At 60.3% G+C, this 15,345-nt stretch carries 17 protein-coding genes and 1 pseudogene; 8 read left to right on the top strand and 10 right to left on the bottom strand.

From position 1 onward, the window contains the following. The first annotated feature begins 17 nt into the window (after positions 1-17). Positions 18-1,202 (top strand): C17 cyclopropane fatty acid synthase CfaB, encoded by a 1,185-nt coding sequence (gene cfaB, locus PSEBG33_RS00160; RefSeq protein WP_005792585.1) that lies wholly within the window; start codon positions 18-20, stop codon positions 1,200-1,202. Positions 1,203-1,278: 76 nt separating this feature from the next. Here cfaB and cls read toward each other — a convergent pair whose 3' ends face one another. Further along, on the bottom strand, positions 1,279-2,718 hold the full coding sequence (cls, locus tag PSEBG33_RS00165; RefSeq protein WP_005792584.1) for a cardiolipin synthase: 1,440 nt from the start codon (positions 2,716-2,718) through the stop codon (positions 1,279-1,281). A gap of 130 nt (positions 2,719-2,848) precedes the next feature. Between cls and PSEBG33_RS00170 the strand changes: the two genes are divergently transcribed. Continuing rightward, positions 2,849-3,370: a DUF3617 domain-containing protein gene (locus tag PSEBG33_RS00170; protein WP_005792583.1), complete on the top strand. Its 522-nt coding sequence runs from the start codon at positions 2,849-2,851 to the stop codon at positions 3,368-3,370. On the opposite strand, the pseudogene PSEBG33_RS28105 reads toward PSEBG33_RS00170, so the two are convergent. The 6 genes and pseudogenes from PSEBG33_RS28105 to folE2 all read right to left on the bottom strand — a co-directional run bounded on the left by PSEBG33_RS28105 (position 3,367) and on the right by folE2 (position 8,290). Beyond that, positions 3,367-4,418, bottom strand: a pseudogene (locus tag PSEBG33_RS28105) (amidohydrolase family protein). The gene PSEBG33_RS00170 and the pseudogene PSEBG33_RS28105 sit on opposite strands and share 4 nt — an antisense overlap. Positions 4,419-4,421: 3 nt before the next feature. After that, a complete protein-coding gene (locus tag PSEBG33_RS00180; protein WP_005792581.1) occupies positions 4,422-4,982 on the bottom strand; it encodes a DapH/DapD/GlmU-related protein in 561 nt (186 codons plus the stop codon). Continuing rightward, positions 4,979-5,857: a metal ABC transporter substrate-binding protein gene (locus PSEBG33_RS00185; RefSeq protein ID WP_005792580.1), complete on the bottom strand. Its 879-nt coding sequence runs from the start codon at positions 5,855-5,857 to the stop codon at positions 4,979-4,981. The genes PSEBG33_RS00180 and PSEBG33_RS00185 overlap by 4 nt, the downstream gene beginning before the upstream one ends. Positions 5,858-5,868: 11 nt before the next feature. Continuing rightward, a complete protein-coding gene (locus tag PSEBG33_RS00190) occupies positions 5,869-6,735 on the bottom strand; it encodes a metal ABC transporter permease (protein WP_005792579.1) in 867 nt (288 codons plus the stop codon). Continuing rightward, positions 6,735-7,403 (bottom strand): metal ABC transporter ATP-binding protein, encoded by a 669-nt coding sequence (locus PSEBG33_RS00195; RefSeq protein WP_005792578.1) that lies wholly within the window; start codon positions 7,401-7,403, stop codon positions 6,735-6,737. Before PSEBG33_RS00195 ends, PSEBG33_RS00190 begins: the two co-directional genes overlap by 1 nt. After that, positions 7,400-8,290 (bottom strand): GTP cyclohydrolase FolE2, encoded by an 891-nt coding sequence (gene folE2, locus PSEBG33_RS00200; protein ID WP_005792577.1) that lies wholly within the window; start codon positions 8,288-8,290, stop codon positions 7,400-7,402. The genes PSEBG33_RS00195 and folE2 overlap by 4 nt, the downstream gene beginning before the upstream one ends. Positions 8,291-8,418: 128 nt before the next feature. On the opposite strand from folE2, the gene PSEBG33_RS00205 reads away from it, so the two are divergent. Then, a complete protein-coding gene (locus PSEBG33_RS00205; protein WP_005792576.1) occupies positions 8,419-9,630 on the top strand; it encodes an N-acetylmuramoyl-L-alanine amidase in 1,212 nt (403 codons plus the stop codon). On the opposite strand, the gene PSEBG33_RS00210 is transcribed toward PSEBG33_RS00205, so the two are convergent. After that, complete coding sequence (locus PSEBG33_RS00210; RefSeq protein ID WP_032803757.1) at positions 9,627-9,995, bottom strand: hypothetical protein; 369 nt, start codon at positions 9,993-9,995, stop codon at positions 9,627-9,629. The genes PSEBG33_RS00205 and PSEBG33_RS00210 overlap by 4 nt on opposite strands. A 126-nt stretch (positions 9,996-10,121) precedes the next feature. Here PSEBG33_RS00210 and dksA point away from each other — a divergent pair, with 126 nt between their 5' ends. From dksA to PSEBG33_RS00230, 4 genes are read left to right on the top strand one after another with little or no spacing between them, the layout of a single operon-like run. Continuing rightward, positions 10,122-10,526, top strand: coding sequence for an RNA polymerase-binding protein DksA (gene dksA, locus PSEBG33_RS00215; RefSeq protein WP_005792574.1), 405 nt, complete (start codon positions 10,122-10,124; stop codon positions 10,524-10,526). 27 nt (positions 10,527-10,553) lie between these two features. Next, a complete protein-coding gene (gene zigA / locus PSEBG33_RS00220) occupies positions 10,554-11,759 on the top strand; it encodes a zinc metallochaperone GTPase ZigA (protein ID WP_005792573.1) in 1,206 nt (401 codons plus the stop codon). Then, complete coding sequence (locus PSEBG33_RS00225; RefSeq protein ID WP_005792572.1) at positions 11,759-12,403, top strand: DUF1826 domain-containing protein; 645 nt, start codon at positions 11,759-11,761, stop codon at positions 12,401-12,403. Before zigA ends, PSEBG33_RS00225 begins: the two co-directional genes overlap by 1 nt. Before the next feature lie 44 nt (positions 12,404-12,447). After that, the gene (locus PSEBG33_RS00230) at positions 12,448-13,410 is read left to right on the top strand and encodes a CobW family GTP-binding protein (protein ID WP_005792571.1); all 963 of its coding nucleotides are present in this window, start codon (positions 12,448-12,450) and stop codon (positions 13,408-13,410) included. Here the strand turns inward: PSEBG33_RS00230 and PSEBG33_RS00235 are convergent. Continuing rightward, complete coding sequence (locus PSEBG33_RS00235; RefSeq protein WP_005792570.1) at positions 13,404-13,799, bottom strand: DUF3301 domain-containing protein; 396 nt, start codon at positions 13,797-13,799, stop codon at positions 13,404-13,406. The two genes, PSEBG33_RS00230 and PSEBG33_RS00235, sit on opposite strands and share 7 nt — an antisense overlap. Positions 13,800-13,916: 117 nt before the next feature. Between PSEBG33_RS00235 and pdxY the strand changes: the two genes are divergently transcribed. Continuing rightward, positions 13,917-14,789, top strand: coding sequence for a pyridoxal kinase PdxY (pdxY, locus tag PSEBG33_RS00240; protein ID WP_005792569.1), 873 nt, complete (start codon positions 13,917-13,919; stop codon positions 14,787-14,789). A 26-nt stretch (positions 14,790-14,815) separates the two neighbouring features. Here pdxY and PSEBG33_RS00245 read toward each other — a convergent pair whose 3' ends face one another. Beyond that, positions 14,816-15,301, bottom strand: a complete 486-nt coding sequence (locus PSEBG33_RS00245; protein ID WP_003195747.1) for an acyl-CoA thioesterase — start codon at positions 15,299-15,301, stop codon at positions 14,816-14,818. Positions 15,302-15,345 lie beyond the last annotated feature (44 nt).

Raw genomic sequence — 15,345 nt, 5'->3', positions numbered from 1 at the left:
ACAAGGGGGGATTACTCATGCTCGCGCAACTTCCACCGGCCTTACAGAATCTTCAGCTACCGTTGCGTCTTCGACTCTGGGACGGCCATGAATTCAACTTGGGACCTGAGCCCAGTGTGACGATTGTGGTCAAGGACCCCACGATGGTGTCCAAGCTGACCCACCCAACGCTCGATTCACTGGGCGAAGCCTTCGTCGAAGGCAAACTGGAGCTGGAAGGCTCCATCACCGAGGTGATCAGGGTATGTGACGAGTTGAGCCACGCCTTGATCGATGACGACGAAGGCAGCCGTCCGGTGCGCTCGATCCACGACAAGGCCACCGACGCGGCAGCCATTTCCTACCATTACGACCTGTCCAACGAGTTCTACCAGCTATGGCTGGATCAGGACATGGCGTACTCCTGCGGTTATTTTGAAACCGGCAGCGAATCCATCGACCAGGCCCAGCAAGACAAATTCCGTCACCTGTGCCGCAAACTGCGGCTGCAGCCGGGCGAGTACCTGCTCGACGTGGGGTGTGGTTGGGGCGGGCTTGCGCGGTTTGCGGCGCGGGAATTCGGAGTCAAGGTGTTTGGTATCACCTTGAGCAAGGAACAGCTGGCGCTGGCCAGGGAGCGTGTGAAAGCCGAGGGCCTGGAGGATCAGGTCGACCTGCAACTGCTCGACTACCGCGACCTGCCCCAGGATGGCCGCTTCGACAAAGTGGTGAGCGTGGGTATGTTCGAACACGTCGGCCACGCCAACCTGGCGCAGTACTGTCAGACGCTGTTCGGTGCCGTGCGTGAAGGCGGCCTGGTGATGAACCATGGCATTACCGCCAAACACACCGATGGTCGCCCAGTGGGCCGAGGCGCTGGGGAGTTTATCGAGCGCTACGTATTTCCCAACGGCGAACTGCCTCACCTGGCGATGATGACTGCCGAGATCAGCGAGGTCGGGTTGGAAGTGGTGGATGTCGAAAGTTTGCGCTTGCACTACGCCCGCACGTTGGACCATTGGAGCGAGCGCCTGGAAGACAATCTGGAAGCGGCGGCGAAGATGGTGCCGGAGCAGGCGCTGCGCATCTGGCGGCTTTACCTGGCCGGTTGCGCTTATGCGTTTGCTCGGGGCTGGATCAATTTGCATCAGATCCTGGCGGTGAAACCCCACGCCGATGGTGGTCATGAATTGCCGTGGACGCGGGAAGATCTCTACCGCTGAGCCGATTTTCCAGAACACTGAAGATCCAAATGTGGGAGGGGACTTGCCCCCTCCCACATTTTCCCTGCGTTGTCTGTTAGAGAATCGGTGAGATCAAGCGCGCCACCCGCATCCCCAACTGTTGCAGGCGTCGCGTCTCGCGGCTTTCTTCCTGACTGACTTCATGGGACAGGGCAAAATCGTCCAGGAGCATGTGTTCAACCTGGCTGGCGAAAGCCTCATCCACCGTCAGCAGCATCACTTCGAAATTCAGTCGGAACGAACGGTTGTCCATGTTGGCGCTGCCAATGGCGCTGATTTCGCTGTCTACCAACACCACCTTCTGATGCAGAAACCCGGGCTTGTAGCGGAACACCCGCACACCTGCGCGCACGGCTTCTATGGCGTACAGGCTGGACGCCGCATACACGATGCGGTGGTCGGGCCGTGACGGCAGCAGCAGACGCACATCCACCCCGCGCAATACCGCCAGGCGCAGTGCGGCGAATACGGCTTCGTCGGGGACGAAGTACGGGCTGGTAATCCATACCCGCTCCGTCGCGGCGTGGATGGCCTCGACGAAAAACAGCGAGCAGGTTTCATAGGGGTCTGCCGGGCCACTGGCGAGCAGTTGGCAAAGCACGCCGTCTTCGGGGTAGGCGTCCGGCAGGATCAGCGGCGGCAGTTGCCGTGCCGCCCAGAACCAGTCTTCGGCAAACGACTCCTGAAGGCAGGCCACCACCGGGCCTGTGACCTGTACATGGGTATCGCGCCATGGCGCCAGCGGCGGCTTTTTGCCCAAGTACTCATCGCCCACATTGTGCCCGCCGACAAAGCCGGTGATGCCGTCCACCACCACGATCTTGCGATGGTTACGGAAGTTGACCTGGAAACGATTGAGCCAGCCGCTGCGGGTGGCGAACGCCTTGACCTGCACCCCGGCGTCGCGTAGCGATTGTACGTAGCGATGGGGCAGGGCGTGGCTGCCGATGCGGTCGTACAGCACGTAAATGTCTACGCCCTGGGCGGCCTTTTCCTTCAATAGCACCTGCAATTGGCGGCCAAGCTCATCGTCATGGATGATGAAAAACTGGAACAGCACGGCGGTCCTGGCATTGCGAATCGCCTCGAAAATCGCGCCGAAAGTAGCCTCGCCATTGATCAACAGGCGCACTTCATTATTAGCCAGACACGGCATGCGCCCGAGCTTGGGCATGGCTCGCAGGGAGGCATAGGCACTGGAGTTGCGCGCCGCGAGCGCTTCCTCTACCCACGGGCGCCAATTCAGTTCGGCGATCGCCGTGTGCATTTCCTGGTTGGCCTGGCGACGGGCCTGGATGTACGCGTCGAAGGTGCTGCGGCCGAAGATCAGGTAAGGGATCAGCGTCAGGTAAGGCATGAACATCAGCGACAAGGCCCAGGCGATCGAGCCTTGGGCGGTGCGGACAGTCAGTACCGCGTGAATTGCGGCGAGGCTCCCGAGAACGTGCAGCGTGGCAATGAAGTAGGCGAGCAGGTGCGGGCCAAAGAAATCCATGAACGACATTACTCCAGGCAGTCCAGTGCGTAACAGACCATGAACCGCTGCGAATGTCGCTATTTTATTTGCCGTGCAACACTGGCCGCATTGCGACGTCTAACACGCACAATTACCCAGGAGTTACCCGATGAATGCTCGTCTGCTTGGTTTGGCCATGGTTGTTGGTTTGTCGCTGCCGGTGGCGGCGCAGGCGCAGATGCTGGCGCCGGGCTTGTGGGAGTTGACCACCAGCAATATGAAAGTCGATAACCAGGACCTGCCGGACCTGTCGCTGATCCTCGGTCAGCTCAAGCAACAAATGACTCCTGAACAGCGCGCCATGCTCGAAAAGCAAGGCATCAACATGGCCGGTAAGGGTGTGCAGGTGTGCCTGACCCCAGCCCAGGTTGCCACCGATTCCATCCCGCTGACCGACCCGCAATCGGGCTGCAAGCAGGAAGTGACTGACAAGACCGGCAACCAATGGAAGTTCCGTTTCAGCTGCCCCAAAGCCCAGGGCACGGGTGTAGCGACCTTCCAAAGCCAGAAGGAATTCACCACCACCGTCAATGGTACGTTCAATGCCACGGGCATCCAGCAGAAGGGCAGCCTGGACAGCCACGCTCAGTGGCTGGGCAACGATTGCGGTACGGTCAAACCCCGCGCTTAACGCAGAAAGTGCAGGGGCAAGCCCTGGCAACTGTCGACCACCTGGCCGTTGTGCCAGGCCAGGTGGCCGGACACCAGCGTGGTGCTCACGCTGTGACGAAAGCTGCGCTCTGCAAAGGGTGTCCAGCCGCAACGGGCGAGAATCGGTTGGCTGCTGACCGGTTTGCCCTGAGGCTCAGGTTTGATCAACACCAGATCGGCCCAATAGCCTTCACGCAGGTAACCGCGATCAGGAATGGCAAACAGGTCGGCCACCCGATGACTGGTTTTCGCCACCAGTGTGGTCAGAGGCAAATGCCCGTCGGCCACCAACTCCAATAGTGCCGGCAGGGCGTGCTGCACCAGGGGTAAACCCGAGGGTGCTTCACGATAGCCCAATTGTTTTTGCGCCCAGGTATGCGGCGCATGGTCAGTGCCAATCACATCCAGGCGATCACTTAATAACGCCAGGCGCAGCGCGTCGCGGTCGGCGCGTGTCTTGATGGCCGGGTTGCATTTGATCTGGTGGCCGAGGCGGTGATAGTCGCGGTCGTCGAACAGCAGATGATGCAGGCAGACCTCGGCGGTGATGTGTTTTTCGGCCAGGGGCTTGTCTTCGAACAGCGCGAGTTCGCGGGCGCTGGTCAGGTGCAGCACGTGCAGTCGCGTGCCGTGGCGCTGGGCCAGTTCCACGGCAAACGATGACGAGCGATAACATGCTTCGGCGTCGCGGATCAGTGGATGAGCGACAGCGGGAATGCGCTCGCCAAAACGCTCGCGCAAGCGTTGCTCGTTGGCCAGGATGCTCGGGGTGTGTTCGCAGTGCGCGAGCAGAATGGTCGACACTTCGGCAAACAAACGGTCCAGAATACGTGGGTCGTCCACCAGCATGTTGCCGGTGGAGGCGCCCATGAACACTTTGACTCCAGCCACTTCACAGGGGTCGAGGCCGGCGACGGTACAATGCTGGCGGCAATCTTCTCGATACGGCCATTGGCGACCAGCACGTCGGCGTCGAATACCTGGCCCTCGTTGACCAGGCGGGCGTTGCGTATCAGCAGGCGACTCATGGCTCAGAACTCGTTTTGCAAGGCTTTGTAGCCGCGCACCAGGTCGACGTTGGTGCGTGCCACGTCTTCGGAAAACTCCGAGGCGCTGACACTCACCGGCGGGAATTGCGACAGGTCGGTGTTAGGCCCGATGCGGGTGGTGGAGGGCACGTAGAAGGCCGCGGGCAGGTCGCGGCCATCGACCACCGAGTTGTGGCGCACCACGCAACCATCGCCGACGGCGCAATTGAACAGCACGCTGTTGAAGCCGATGAACACGCGGTCGCCGACTGTGCAGGGGCCATGGACGATGGAACGGTGGGCGATGGAGGTGAACTCGCCAATGGTCACCGCCGCGCCGGACTTGGAGTGGATCACCACGCCGTCCTGGATGTTGGAGTTCGCGCCGATCGTGATCGGGTCCATGGCGCCGCTGGCATCGACTTCGTCGGCGCGGATCACGGCGTAGGGGCCGACGAAGACGTTCTCGCCGATGATGACCTTGCCGCAGATGATCGCAGTCTTGTCGACGTAGGCTGATTCAGCAATTACCGGCAGGTCACCTGAAGGGTTTTTGCGGATCATGGTTTGCTCAACGCCGCGCACAGGGTGTTCAGGTTGTATTCGAACAGCCCGATAAAGGTGCTGGCCGGGCCTTGAGCGGCGAGGGCGTCGGAGTACAGCGTGCCGCCTATCTGCGCGCCGCTTTCATCGGCAATCTGCTTGAGCAGGCGCGAGTCCTTGATGTTTTCGATAAACACGGCTTTGACCTTGTCTTTACGGATCTGGGTGATCAGCGCGGCGACTTCGGCGGCCGACGGGTCACGCTCGGTAGACAAGCCCTGGGGCGCGAGGAATTGGATGCCATACGCCTGGCCCAAATAGCCGAAGGCGTCATGGGAGGTGACGATGCGGCGGTTGCCCGACGGCAGTGCAGCGAACTTGGCCTTGGCCTCGGCCAGCAGGCTGTGGATTTGTTTAAGGTAAGCCTGGCTGTTGCGCAGGTAGTCGCTTTTATTGGCAGGGTCGGCGGCCACCAATGCCTTGGTGATGTTGCTCACATAAATTTCGGCGTTGGCCAGGTTGTGCCAGGCGTGTGGGTCGGGAATGGTCTCGCCGTCTTCGTCCATGGTGTGCGAGATCACGCCTTTGCTGGCGGTGACGACCGTAGCGGTGGTTTCAGTGCTGGTGACCAGGCGATCCAGCCACGGCTCGAAACCTAGACCGTTCTTGATGATGACCTTGGCCTTGAGCAGCGCTTTGGCGTCATCCGGTGTGGGTTCATAAGTATGAGCATCGGCGTCCGGGCCGACCATGTTGCTGATCTGAATATGGTCGCCACCGATCTGATGGGTGATGTCATCGAGAATACTGAAGCTGGTGACTACCTGGAGTTTGTCTGCGGCGTGAGCCATCGACAGCGGCAGCAACAGGCTGAACAACACAAGAAGAGCGCGCATCGGGAAACACCTCATGAGGATGTAGGCAAAGGCGGGCGGCGCAATAAGCCATGCACCGGACCGAATACCACGGACAACACATATCCGGCGCCCGCCACTAGCACGATCGCCGGGCCGCTGGGCAGTGAGTAGTAGAACGAAAGCAGCAAACCCAGCCACACGGAGAGGCATCCCAGCACCGCCGATACTGCGATCAACACCGGCAGGCGCCGGCTCCAGAAGCGTGAAGCGATGGCCGGCAGCATCATCAAGCCCACCACCATCAGTGCGCCGATGGCTTGAAAACCGATCACCAGGTTCAGCACCACCAGGGTCAGGAACAGGCCGTGGGCCAGTGGGCCAAGGCGGCTGACGGTTTGCAGGAACAGCGGGTCAAGGGTGTCGAGCAGCAGGGGTTTGTAGATCAGTGCCATGGCGATCAGGCTGAAGCTGGACACCCAGAGCATTCCGGTCAGTGTGGTTTCGTCCACGGCCAGGGCGGAGCCGAATAACAGGTGCAGCAGGTCCAAGCGTTTGCCGGCAATGCCCAGGATCAATACACCGGCCGCGAGCGAAATGGGGTAGATGGCGGCGAGGCTGGCGTCTTCGCGCAGGCCGGTGCGGCGGGTGATCCACGCCGCCAGGCCGGCCATGCTCAGGCCGGCGCCGAGGCCGCCGAGGGTCAGCGCGGGCAGGCTTAGCCCTGCGAACCAGAAGCCCAGTGCGGCGCCCGGCAGAATGCCGTGAGCCACGGCGTCACCGATCAGGCTCATGCGTCGCAGGATCAGGAACACGCCCAAGGGGGCGGTGCTGCAAGCAAGCACCAACCCGCCGATCAGTGCGCGGCGCATAAACACGAAATCCTGGAATGGCATCCACAGGTGAGCGGTGAGGTGCATCAGGCCACCTGCATCTGTGGTTGCGGGCGGATCAGCTCTTTGCTGGGGCCGAACACGCAGCCGGTGTTTTTAAGCAGCAGCACGTGCTGGGTGTGGTGACGCACGGACGCCAAGTCATGACAGACGACCACCAGCGTGCGGCCTTGGTTGTGCCAGGTATGGATGTGTTTCCAGCACAGTGCCTGGCCGTCTTCGTCGAGGGCGGCGTGGGGTTCGTCGAGCAGCAGGATGGGGGAGTCGGCCAGGCTCATACGGGCGAGCAGGGCGCGTTGCAGTTCGCCACCGGATAACGCCATCAGCGGGCGCTGTTCCAAACCGCTGAGACACCAGTCGTCCAATACGGCGTGCAGGCGCTCGTTGCGTTCATGTGAATTCAGCTGGGTGCCCCAGAAGCCGGCAGCGACCAACTCTTGCAAACTGATCGGAAACTGACGATCCAGGTGCTGTTGCTGGGGCAAGAACGACAAGCCGCCGCGACGTGGAACATCGACATGCACCTTGCCCGTCAGCGGCTTTTGCACCCCGGCGATTACTTTGAGCAGGCTGCTCTTGCCGGTGCCATTGGCGCCGATAATCCCCGTGAGGCTACCTTTTTCCAGCGTCAGGTTCAGCGCCGGCGTCAGTGGTTGGCCGGGGGCGCCCCAGCGCAAAGCGTGGCAGGTAATCATGCAAAGTCTCTCGTCCAACGGCTTTCAGCCACCGCATCGTGGGCGTGCAGGCTTTCGGCGTGGATCACTTTGAGGTGGAAGGCTTTGACGGCATTCGAGCGCTTCAACGCGAGGTTCAAGCGGCGTGCGGCGTCTTCGCAGAACATGAGGTTCTGTCCGTTAACCAGGGCGAACGCTTGTTCATCCGCACGTTTCACCGCGGTTTGTACGGCAGTGCCCAAAGCTGCTTCGGCAGCGTTGATCAAGTCGACTATCGCCAGATCGTCACCCTGCAGCTGAACGTTTAACTGCGCGGTACTGCGTTGGCTATGGGGCGTGGCCACAATACCGTTGGCGCTGCCCAGCCAGCTCAACACGTCCTCATGCTGCAGAGGTGTGTGGGCAAAATCTTCGAGAAACTGCTGCTGAATCAGCTGTCTGGCCAGGGCAGCGGAGCAAGGGCACGTTGAGGAATAAGTAACGTCAATTTTTAGTTCCACGTGGAACATCTGATTTTCCAGGCGCGCTTCGATGCTGACCGGATAGCTTTTCCACCCCTCCAAAGGGCTGACCAACGCGGGGCGTTTTAACAACAGATTTGTGTGAATACGCAGGTAGGCGTTCTTAGATAAATCTTCATGTGTGTCGAGAAAACGCTGCAGTACATTACGCAAAAGTGCAGGTGTCAGGGGTTGCTGTTCGAGCATTTCCAACGCCAGGTAGAGGCGTGACATATGAATGCCACGGGCCGTGCCGTCGTTCAGGCTTACGCCCGCATCGGCGGTAGCGGCCAGGTGTTGGCCGTCGAGCAACACAGGCAGGGCAATGCCGCACATGCCCACCCAGTCAAGTGGCAAGGCTTGGCGTGAAGCCTGCGCGGCGATATCCGGCAGAGTCAGCGCATTCATGAGCAGGTCCATCGTTGGAAATGATTGGTCATGTTATAGTATAACAATAGTCGTCACGATGAAATTTCTGTCCCAGCCTTTGTTCAGTCCTGTCGAGTAGGGATGCTCCTTTATCTGCGGTATATGTCATGCACAGACGTCAGCTCCTTAACCTGCTGCTGGTCAGCCCCTTGTTCACGTTGCCTTTGGGGGCCTACGCCACGCAGATCCGCAATGCGCGGCTGTGGCGCTCTGACGATAAGCTGCGGCTGGTGTTCGACCTTAGCGGCCCGGTGCAATACAAAATGTTCTCCCTGACGTCGCCGGACCGCCTGATCATCGACTTGAGTGGCGCCGGCCTCAGCGGCGACTTTTCCCAACTGGCGCTGAAGAACAGTGGGATTACCTCGATCCGCTCCGGGCATTTCGGCAAGAGCGATACGCGTATCGTCCTGGATTTGGTCGCGCCGATGCAGCTCAACAGTTTTGTGCTGCCGCCCCAGGATGGCCAAGGCCATCGCCTGGTGCTGGACCTGACCAACGCCACGCACGCGCCCCGTCAAATCGCTGCTGAACCGGCGCCCTTGGTGGTGCCGGCGGACAAGGCGCATCCCAAACGCGACATCATTGTGGTGGTTGACCCCGGCCATGGCGGCAAAGACCCGGGCGCTGTCGGCTCCAAGGGCCAGCGCGAAAAAGATGTGGTGCTGTCGATCGCCCAGTTGCTGGCGAAACGTTTGAAACGTGAAAAAGGTTTTGCCGTAAAGCTGGTGCGCAACGACGACTTCTTCGTACCGCTGCGCAAGCGCGTGGACATCGCCCGCAAGCACAAGGCCGATATGTTCATCTCGGTGCACGCCGACGCCGCGCCACGGCTTACTGCATCGGGCGCTTCGGTGTATGCGTTGTCGGAAGGCGGTGCCACCTCTGCCACGGCGCGGTTCATGGCCCAGCGCGAGAACGGCGCAGACCTCTTGGGCGCCACGACGTTACTCAATCTGAAGGACAAGGATCCGATGCTGGCCGGGGTGATCCTCGACATGTCCATGAACGCCACCATCGCCTCCAGCCTGCAATTGGGCAGCGCGGTATTGGGCAGCTTGCAAAGCATCACCAGCCTGCATCAGAAGCGGGTGGAACAGGCAGGGTTCGCGGTGCTCAAGTCACCGGACGTGCCTTCGATTCTGGTGGAGACCGGGTTTATCTCCAACGCGCGAGACGCCCAGAGGCTGGTGACGGCGCGTCATCAACAAGCGGTGGCGGATCGGCTTTTTGAAGGTTTGAAACAGTACTTCCAGAAGAACCCGCCCATCAACAGCTACATGGCTTGGGTGCAGGAACAGCACAAAACCCAGGCTTAACAGCCGGTCATTCGGTTACAGGTGAACTTGGCGCTGGCGCCGCCTGAACTGGAAAACCGGTTGATGGTGGTCCAGCCCACGCGACGCGTGTAGCCAACCCACGCCTCGCCATCCGATGCCAACCCGGTGAAGAACGTCAGTTGCCCATAGCGGCTATTGGTCTGCGCCCAATAGCGTTTGCCGATCACTTCGAAACCGCGCAGGTAAGTGATGTTGCCCGCAGTCGCCACGCTGTAGGCATTGCCCAGCGGGTCCACGCAAGCCAGCAAGGTGGCGCTGCGGGTGCAGTTGGCCAACGGGCTTGGGACTTGGGCGCAGGCAGGTCCTGCGGTTGCCAATAGCAGGGCGCACAGCACGTATCTCATCGTGTTTCTCGGGGGGCGAAAGTGATCAAGCATTGCGCCCTTCGTCGTGAGGAGCAAGGGAGGTTGGCTTATTTGTATTGTTATACTATAACATAAAAGCACAGCCCCACCCGTGAACCGTTTCCCATGACCGAACAAGAACTGCTGGCCCAACCGGCTACTGACTACATGAATGAAGCCCAACAGCGCTTCTTCCGCGAACTGCTGCTGGCTCAGCGCGATGAACTGCAAGCGCGTATCGACGCTGAGTTCCAGGCGCTGCGCGAGCAGGAAACCAACAGCGACCTGGCGGATATCGGCAGCGCCGAAGAACAACGCCAATGGCAACTGCGCTTGCTCGAGCGGGAAAAAAAGCTGTTGGACAAGATCGACGACGCCATGGAGCTGCTGGCCCGCGGTGAATACGGCTGGTGCCGTGAAACCGGCGAGCCCATCGGCCTGCAACGCCTGCTGCTGCGCCCCACCGCAACCCTGTGTATCGAAGCCAAAGAACGTGAAGAGCTGCGCGAACGCCATAAACGGGCAGTTTGACCGGCCAACCCTGATGAGGAATACCTGATGCCCAATCGTCTCCCCGTGACCGTGTTGTCCGGCTTTCTCGGCGCCGGTAAAAGCACACTGCTCAACTATGTCCTGCGCAACCGCGACAACCTGCGGGTGGCGGTGATCGTCAACGACATGAGTGAAATCAACATCGACGGCAGCGAGGTGCAGCGCGACGTCACGCTCAATCGTGCCGAAGAAAAACTGGTGGAGATGAGCAACGGCTGCATCTGCTGCACCTTGCGTGAAGACTTGCTGGAAGAAGTCGCCAAGCTCGCCAAGGAAGGGCGTTTCGATTATCTGCTGATCGAATCAACCGGTATCTCCGAGCCGCTGCCCGTGGCCGAAACCTTCACCTTTCGCGATGAAAACGAGCAAAGCCTGGCCGACATTGCACGCCTGGACACCATGGTCACCGTGGTCGATGGTATGAACTTTCTGCTCGACTACCAGGCCGCCGAAAGCCTGGCTTCCCGCGGCGAAACCCTAGGTGAAGAAGATGAGCGCTCCATCACTGACCTGTTGATCGAACAGATCGAATTCGCCGACGTCATCTTGATCAGCAAAATCGACCTGATCAGCAGCCGCGAGCGTGAAGAATTGATGGCCATCCTTGAGCGCCTCAACGCCCAGGCGGAAATTATCCCGATGGTCATGGGCGAGGTGGCGCTGCACAAGATCCTCAACACCGGCCGTTTCGACTTCGAACGCGCTGCCCAGGCGCCGGGTTGGTTGCAGGAGCTGCGCGGTGAGCATGTGCCGGAAACCGAAGAATACGGTATTGCCTCCACCGCTTACCGTGCGCGCCGCCCCTTCCATCCACAGCGTTTTTTCGACTTTATCGATCGCCCTTGGGTGAACGGCAAACTGTTGCGCTCCAAGGGCTTCTTCTGGTTGGCCAGCAAACATCAGGACGCCGGCAGTTGGTCCCAGGCCGGTGGCTTGATGCGCCATGGCTTTGCCGGACGCTGGTGGCGCTTTGTGCCAAAAAGCCAATGGCCACAGGACGAGGAAAGCGTGGCCGCGATCATGGGCAACTGGCAACTGAGCACAGGGGACTGCCGCCAGGAGCTGGTGTTTATCGGGCAAAACATCGACTTCAACCTGATGCGTGCGGAGCTGGATGCCTGCCTGCTCAATGATGAAGAAATGGCCCTGGGTGTCGAAGGTTGGCGCCAGCTGCCTGATCCTTTCGGCCCTTGGTATGAGCAGGTCGCCTGATGCTGGCCCCGGTTATCCCCCTGCGCCCCGTGATCCGCCAGACGTGTGGGCAAACTCCGTTGGCACTGTCCGATATCCTCGAAGATGGCGTCAACCTGGCGCTGTGGCAACGTCAGCTGCCCCTGCATATCGCCGAGTTCGGCGCTTTGCTGGTGGCGCTCAATGAGCCGCTCGCCGAATCCCTGGTGATTGAGCTCGAAAACGAGGACGCCGTGCCGAACTTGCAGGGTCTGGCATCCAGTTGCCGCGATCTTGAGGGTTACGAAGGTTTTATCGCCGATGTGTCATGGCTGGTCAGTGCATTTGCCTGCCTGCTCGGCGCCAAGCGTATTGGCGTACGTTTGCGGCTGTTGGACAAGGCCATGTGCCCGCGTTTTCACGTTGATCATGTGCCGGTTCGGCTGATCACCACCTATGCCGGTATCGGCAGCCAATGGTTGCGCGAAGGTGTGATGGATCGCCGCAAACTGAGCCAGGCGGATGCTGAACCTACCGGGCGTATCGAGCAGATCCACTGCGGTGAGGTGGCGCTGCTCAAGGGCACCAAATGGCACGGCAACGAAGGGCATGGCCTGATCCATCGTTCGCCAGCGCTCAAGGCCGATGAGCGCCGGTTGATCCTGACGCTGGATTGGCTGGCATAACCGCGTAGGATCAAACGCTCTACACGGCCAGAATGATGTTTCCAATGTTGCAGAACATACCCACCCATGTGATTGCCGGCCCATTGGGCGCCGGCAAGACCAGCCTGATCAAGCACCTGCTCGCTCAGCGCCCGGCCAACGAGCGTTGGGCGGTGCTGATCAACGAATTTGGCCAGATCGGCCTGGACGCTGCCTTGCTGACTCAAGACGCTGACGGCGTCGCCTTGGGCGAGGTAGCGGGTGGCTGCCTGTGCTGTGTGAATGGTGCACCGTTCCAGGTAGGCCTGGGCCGTTTGCTGCGTAAGGCCAAACCGGATCGGCTGTTTATAGAACCTTCAGGTTTGGGTCATCCTGCGCAGTTGCTCAAACAACTGCGGGAAGCTCCATGGCAAGACGTGCTGGCCGTGCAGCCCAGCGTGCTGGTGCTGGATGCCCAGGCGTTGGCAGCAGGCAAGCCCTTGCCGCAGGCACAGCAAGCGGCGCTGGCAAGTGCTGGCCTGCTGGTGTTGAACAAGGATGAGGCCCTGAATGCCGCACAGCGTCAGGCGATTGAACGGCAGCTACCCGATTGCGCGCTTTACTGGACACGCCAGGCTCAGCTGCCAATCGACCAATTGCCGGGCTTGAATGCGCAGGCCCAAGCGGCTGTGGATAACTTCGCGGCGCCTGAAGGCCTTGCGCAAATGCCGGCCATCTGGAGCGATCCTGCCTTGCCCATCTGTTTGAGTCAGGGCCAGGAGGGGGGGTGGAGTATCGGCTGGCGATGGCACCCCAGCCAGCAATTCGATGTCAGCCGTCTGCATCGCTGGCTATCAGGCCTCGACTGGCATCGTGCCAAACTGGTTATCCACAGCGGCGAAGACTGGGTTTCGGCCAATGCTGTGGATAACAGCGTCCTAACCTGGCAACCCAGCGAATGGCGACGCGATTCGCGTATCGAATTGATCTTCAGCGAACCACGGGACGTGGCCGCATTGCAGGCTGCGCTGGCAGCCTGCCGCTACTGACGGTTCTTGGTGGCGTGGTCCTGGCGCCATTGGCTCAATTCGATCACTTCGGCGCTAGGCAGTGGTTCCTTGGCTTCGAACGGGTAGGGTGCCAGTTCGATCTGCGCACTGTGGGCGCCGAATTGGGTGATCGTCCCGGCATGGCGGGTTTCCCCGGTCACGGTGAATTCGAAATTATAGACGCGTGCCAGGCGCCGCCGGCCATTGGCATCCTTCACAAAACCGATGCGTTTCAACGCAACCGCACCATCGAGCAATTCGATATCAAGCTTGGCGCAATGCTGCTTGACCCGCTCCAGCGCCCGCTCACGCAGGCCGTGGTTGTGCCAAACCCAGGCGGCGCCAGTCGCCAGCAGCATCAGCACGAAGATGTTTCCCAGGGTCAGCATTCCATGAACTCCAACAAAGTGAGAGCAGCTTAACTGCGTCGCCGGTCTGTCGTACAGGCTGCGTTTAGTCGCATACTGCGCGGCCAGAATTTCAACGGCTTTACGGAAATCTCCCGCATGAAACGCACACCTCATCTGCTTGCGATCCAGTCTCATGTGGTCTTTGGCCACGCCGGAAACAGCGCCGCCGTGTTCCCCATGCAGCGTGTGGGAGTGAATGTCTGGCCGCTCAATACGGTGCAGTTCTCCAACCACACTCAGTATGGACAGTGGGCGGGCGAAGTGTTGGCGCCGCAGCAAATTCCGGCCTTGGTAGAAGGCATTGCCGCGATTGGTGAGCTGGGCAACTGTGACGCGGTGCTGTCCGGCTACCTGGGCAGCGCCGATCAGGGCCGTGCAATCCTTAGCGGCGTGGCCCGTATCAAAGCGATCAATCCGAAGGCGCTGTACCTGTGCGACCCGGTGATGGGCCACCCGGAAAAGGGTTGCATCGTGCCACAGGAGGTCAGCGATTTCCTGCTTGATGAGGCTGCGGCCATGGCAGATTTCCTGTGCCCCAACCAACTGGAACTGGACAGCTTTGCCGGGCGCAAGCCGCAATCGCTGTTTGATTGCCTGGTCATGGCCAAGGCGTTGCTGGCCCGCGGGCCCAAAGCGGTGCTGGTCAAGCACCTGGATTACCCAGGCAAACTGCCGGAAGGTTTTGAAATGCTGTTGGTGACGGCTGAGGGCAGTTGGCACTTGCGTCGGCCGCTGTTGGCGTTCCCGCGTCAGCCGGTGGGTGTGGGTGACCTGACGTCGGGCCTGTTCCTGGCGCGGGTGCTGTTGGGCGATAGCCTGGTGGCAGCCTTTGAATTCACCGCCGCAGCGGTGCATGAAGTGCTACTGGAGACCCAGGCCTGCGCCAGTTATGAACTGGAACTGGTGCGGGCTCAGGACCGTATTGCCCACCCTCGTGTGCGCTTCGAAGCCACACCGATCAGTTTGTAAGCACAGGGAGCCCGTGGGTTTACAAATTACGGCGCGTCGGCTTTGATCTCCCGGTAACGCTTTTCCAGCTCCTGACGAATCTGCCGACGCTGCTGGGCCTGCACAAAGCGGCGCTTGTCTTCGCTGTTCTGCGGCTGCAGCGGCGGCACGGCGGCAGGTTTGCGCTGGTCGTCCACGGCCACCATGGTAAAGAAACAGCTGTTGGTATGGCGCACCGAGCGTTCACGGATGTTCTCGGTCACCACCTTGATGCCCACTTCCATCGACGTATTGCCGGTGTAGTTGACCGACGCGAGGAAAGTCACCAGTTCACCGACATGGATCGGTTCGCGAAAAATCACCTGGTCCACCGACAGCGTGACCACATAACGACCGGCATAACGGCTGGCGCAGGCGTAGGCCACTTCGTCGAGGTACTTGAGCAGCGTGCCGCCGTGGACATTGCCTGAGAAGTTGGCCATGTCAGGGGTCATCAGTACCGTCATCGACAGCTGGGCGTTTCCGGGTTCCATAGCACACTCACGGGTTGTAGGCATTGGTTGGGGGGAGGGCACCT

The sequence above is a fragment of the Pseudomonas synxantha BG33R genome, from assembly GCF_000263715.2.
GTDB classification, from domain to species: Bacteria; Pseudomonadota; Gammaproteobacteria; order Pseudomonadales; family Pseudomonadaceae; genus Aquipseudomonas; species Aquipseudomonas synxantha_A.
The sequence above is the reverse complement of the archived record's forward strand: the minus strand, read 5'-3'. Positions and strand labels throughout refer to the sequence as shown.

What these genes read in the sequence shown, in the direction of transcription:
- cfaB (WP_005792585.1), top strand. Translation starts at nt 18, where the DNA reads ATGCTCGCGCAACTTCCACCGGCCTTACAGAATCTTCAGCTACCGTTG.
- cls (WP_005792584.1), bottom strand. Translation starts at nt 2,718, where the DNA reads ATGGATTTCTTTGGCCCGCACCTGCTCGCCTACTTCATTGCCACGCTG.
- PSEBG33_RS00170 (WP_005792583.1), top strand. Translation starts at nt 2,849, where the DNA reads ATGAATGCTCGTCTGCTTGGTTTGGCCATGGTTGTTGGTTTGTCGCTG.
- PSEBG33_RS00180 (WP_005792581.1), bottom strand. Translation starts at nt 4,982, where the DNA reads ATGATCCGCAAAAACCCTTCAGGTGACCTGCCGGTAATTGCTGAATCA.
- PSEBG33_RS00185 (WP_005792580.1), bottom strand. Translation starts at nt 5,857, where the DNA reads ATGCGCGCTCTTCTTGTGTTGTTCAGCCTGTTGCTGCCGCTGTCGATG.
- PSEBG33_RS00190 (WP_005792579.1), bottom strand. Translation starts at nt 6,735, where the DNA reads ATGCACCTCACCGCTCACCTGTGGATGCCATTCCAGGATTTCGTGTTT.
- PSEBG33_RS00195 (WP_005792578.1), bottom strand. Translation starts at nt 7,403, where the DNA reads ATGATTACCTGCCACGCTTTGCGCTGGGGCGCCCCCGGCCAACCACTG.
- folE2 (WP_005792577.1), bottom strand. Translation starts at nt 8,290, where the DNA reads ATGAATGCGCTGACTCTGCCGGATATCGCCGCGCAGGCTTCACGCCAA.
- PSEBG33_RS00205 (WP_005792576.1), top strand. Translation starts at nt 8,419, where the DNA reads ATGCACAGACGTCAGCTCCTTAACCTGCTGCTGGTCAGCCCCTTGTTC.
- PSEBG33_RS00210 (WP_032803757.1), bottom strand. Translation starts at nt 9,995, where the DNA reads ATGAGATACGTGCTGTGCGCCCTGCTATTGGCAACCGCAGGACCTGCC.
- dksA (WP_005792574.1), top strand. Translation starts at nt 10,122, where the DNA reads ATGACCGAACAAGAACTGCTGGCCCAACCGGCTACTGACTACATGAAT.
- zigA (WP_005792573.1), top strand. Translation starts at nt 10,554, where the DNA reads ATGCCCAATCGTCTCCCCGTGACCGTGTTGTCCGGCTTTCTCGGCGCC.
- PSEBG33_RS00225 (WP_005792572.1), top strand. Translation starts at nt 11,759, where the DNA reads ATGCTGGCCCCGGTTATCCCCCTGCGCCCCGTGATCCGCCAGACGTGT.
- PSEBG33_RS00230 (WP_005792571.1), top strand. Translation starts at nt 12,448, where the DNA reads ATGTTGCAGAACATACCCACCCATGTGATTGCCGGCCCATTGGGCGCC.
- PSEBG33_RS00235 (WP_005792570.1), bottom strand. Translation starts at nt 13,799, where the DNA reads ATGCTGACCCTGGGAAACATCTTCGTGCTGATGCTGCTGGCGACTGGC.
- pdxY (WP_005792569.1), top strand. Translation starts at nt 13,917, where the DNA reads ATGAAACGCACACCTCATCTGCTTGCGATCCAGTCTCATGTGGTCTTT.
- PSEBG33_RS00245 (WP_003195747.1), bottom strand. Translation starts at nt 15,301, where the DNA reads ATGGAACCCGGAAACGCCCAGCTGTCGATGACGGTACTGATGACCCCT.